General features: G+C 35.8%; 5 protein-coding genes. All 5 read left to right on the top strand.

The genetic code is table 11. The annotated features are described in order from the left end of the window. The coding region (locus T504_RS0112030; protein WP_231473915.1) for a hypothetical protein at positions 1 to 512 on the top strand (512 nt) is incomplete at its 5' end. 327 nt (positions 513 to 839) lie between these two features. Then, positions 840 to 1,106: a hypothetical protein gene (locus T504_RS0112025; RefSeq protein WP_033171306.1), complete on the top strand. Its 267-nt coding sequence runs from the start codon at positions 840 to 842 to the stop codon at positions 1,104 to 1,106. A 290-nt stretch (positions 1,107 to 1,396) separates the two neighbouring features. Continuing rightward, positions 1,397 to 1,870, top strand: a complete 474-nt coding sequence (locus T504_RS0112020; RefSeq protein WP_033171305.1) for a hypothetical protein — start codon at positions 1,397 to 1,399, stop codon at positions 1,868 to 1,870. After that, a complete protein-coding gene (locus tag T504_RS0112015; protein ID WP_033171304.1) occupies positions 1,870 to 2,256 on the top strand; it encodes a hypothetical protein in 387 nt (128 codons plus the stop codon). The genes T504_RS0112020 and T504_RS0112015 overlap by 1 nt, the downstream gene beginning before the upstream one ends. A 38-nt stretch (positions 2,257 to 2,294) precedes the next feature. Continuing rightward, on the top strand, positions 2,295 to 2,498 hold the full coding sequence (locus T504_RS14655; RefSeq protein ID WP_156033544.1) for a hypothetical protein: 204 nt from the start codon (positions 2,295 to 2,297) through the stop codon (positions 2,496 to 2,498). Positions 2,499 to 2,842: the final 344 nt, after the last annotated feature.

Below are 2,842 nucleotides of genomic sequence, written 5' to 3'. Positions count from 1 at the left end.
TTAATGGCAATTATAGAGATTTTTTAGAATTTAGGTATAGGGTAATAGAAGGTGAATCGAATAAAGTTTCCGTTAAGGAGTGTGTGATAATATGGAGCAATCAAAAAAAGATAGAATTGATAGGAAGGAAAATAATGGAAAATAACCAACGATGGGTACCATGGGTAGCTGTGATAGCTTGTGCAGCCGGGCAATATTTATCCTCAAATATATTAATTTTTGTCATGGTAATATGTGTGTTTGGATTATTGATGTTTTTTATGTGTCATATTAAAGATAATGTTCCGTTAATAGTGGTATGGGTTTTTGGGGGGTTAATATTATCAGGAATTAGTGGAATTACAGCAGAAATTTTAAATTTTAGTAGTGAAACAAAAGTGTATTGCATATGTATACCGTTGACTATATTTTTTTTAGGTGCAGGTTTTATTTCTTGGGAAAATTGCAGAGAAATGTCTTATAAAGCCTGGATTGGTGCTCTTTGTATTTTGTTGTTGATGTTGATTGATTAGTTAGCATGTTTAATACTATGAAAGCAAAATAAAAAAGGTATAGGTTTGTTGGATAAATAATGGGAAATTGCAGGTAGAATTGGGGGTACTATTACGACGGCATTTGAAGCAGTTGAGGATGTGGTTACTGGACATGATGTGAATGCGAAGGACGGTGATAGGTAAATGACACATCGGACGTATGCGGTGATAAGTTTATGCTTAGTAATGAGTTTTCTTATTAGTGTTGTATGGTTATTGGTTACTTTGTGTTTACGGAGATGGCGATTGAGGTCATTGGCGATATCTTTTTCATTGTTGATGATATCTACGATAGAAGCATCTTTGATGACATATGATTATGGTGATGCGTGCATGGTATTAGCTATTTCTCTTTTTGCTTGGGGGGCAGGGTTATATATAGATGAATCGCGCAGAAAAGCAAAGGGGATTGATGTTCCAAGATGGTATAGATATCGAAAGATATTTTTTATTGCGGCTGCAATATCGATGCTGTTTTTTATCTATTGGTGGCCGGATGAATATCGGAAATACGAATATATGATTCCGCCGGAATATAGGTGGGAGAATATTGATTTTTCTGGAAGAAGATAAATAATGTTATGCGAATATGATTAGTGTTTTAGCGGTAATAAGTACGACTTATTGCCGCTTTTTTAGAATGAGATTAAATTCTAAAAAAGAAAATGTTAATGGCAATTATAGAGATTTTTTAGAATTTAGGTATAGGGTAATAAAAGGGGGATCGAATAGAGTTTCCGTTAAGGAGTGTGTGATAATATGGGTGACAATGATAATAGCACAAATGGGTATGGTGGATACGGGAAAAGAATATGCCAGTAATACGGTGGATCAATCGATAGCAAAAGCAGGAGAAATAGCCGATGAGGCAAAAAAATACAGCTGTTGCAGTAGTAGATAGCATCAAAGAACAATCGACAGGATTTTGGGGGGCTTTGGCACAGCAAGGTGCCACAAATAAAGGTGATAGTTATGCCAATAAAGCAATGGGCTGGATGAATCGAACTTTTATGGCAACAGACTACCCGGGAATTCATCAAACGTATCAGGCTACTAAAACTTTGGGGAAAACTTTTGGTTTGGTAGGAATGGCTATGACCGGAAAAAATATATGTGATGATTTTAAAAATTATCAAGGCTTGAATTGTGCAAAGGCTGTAGCTGTTGATAGTGTTGCATTTCTAGGAGGATGGTTGGCGACAGCTGGTGTGACATACGTAGCATCATTTCTTGCTGTTCCGACAGCTTTAGTTTTTGGAGGGGCAGTTATTGCTGGAACATTGGTATCATTGGAGGCGAATTCGATAAAAGATAGAATTGATAAGGAGGATAAATGATGGAGGATAAGAAAAAATGGGTACCGTGGGTGGCCGTAATATCATATGGAATAGGACAATATGTATCAACAGAGTTATCAATAGGTGTAATAGCAATATGTACAATTGGACTATTGCTGTTTTTTATCCGTCATGTTAATGATGATATGCCATTTGTAGCAGTATGGGTATTTGGTTTGCTTACAATAGCAGGAATTGGTGCCATTACAGCTGTAGTTATGAATTTAGGTAGTGATATGCTAGTAAATGCGATAAGTGTACCTTTGTTTATTTATTTTGTTGGGCTGGGGGTGTTTTCTTTTAAAGATTCCAAATCGGTTTCTTATAAAGCTTGGGCGGGAGCATTTTGTATTATAGTTTTATTGATAATAAATTATTCATTATGAAAGAATTGTTGCAGTAGATAGCGATGCATTCTTAGGGGATGAGGGGCTGGATTGACATATTTGGCTTCTTTTTTTCAATTCCAACAGCTTTTGCTTTGGGAGGAGCAGTTGTTTTCGGTGCAGGAGCAGCTAGGATAGCAAACTCGATAAAAGATTCAATCTCTGATGAATATCGGAAATACGAATATATGATTCCGCCGGAATATAGGTGGGAGAATATTGATTTTTCTGGGAGAAGATAAATAATGTTATGCGAATATGATTAGTGTTTTAGCGGTAATAAGCAAGACTTATTGCCGCTTTTTTAGAATGAGATTAAATCATAAATAAGAAAATGTTAATGGCAATCATAGAGATTTTTTAGAATTTAGGTATAGGGTAATAGAAGGTGAATCGAATAAAGTTTCCGTTAAGGCGTGTGTGATAATATGGGTGACGATGATAATAGCACAAATGGGTATGGCAGTAGTGATACGGGCCACTACGGTAACATTATTGACGAATGAGACCGCAAGAAAAACATTAGCGGTTGACTGTATAGGAGTAGGTAAGAATGTATATGTTTTAGTAACAGATCAATATAGAT

Origin of the sequence: Selenomonas sp. ND2010, assembly GCF_000702005.1 — a bacterium.
Classification (GTDB): Bacteria; Bacillota; Negativicutes; order Selenomonadales; family Selenomonadaceae; genus Selenomonas_A.
The sequence above is the reverse complement of the archived record's forward strand: the minus strand, read 5'-3'. Positions and strand labels throughout refer to the sequence as shown.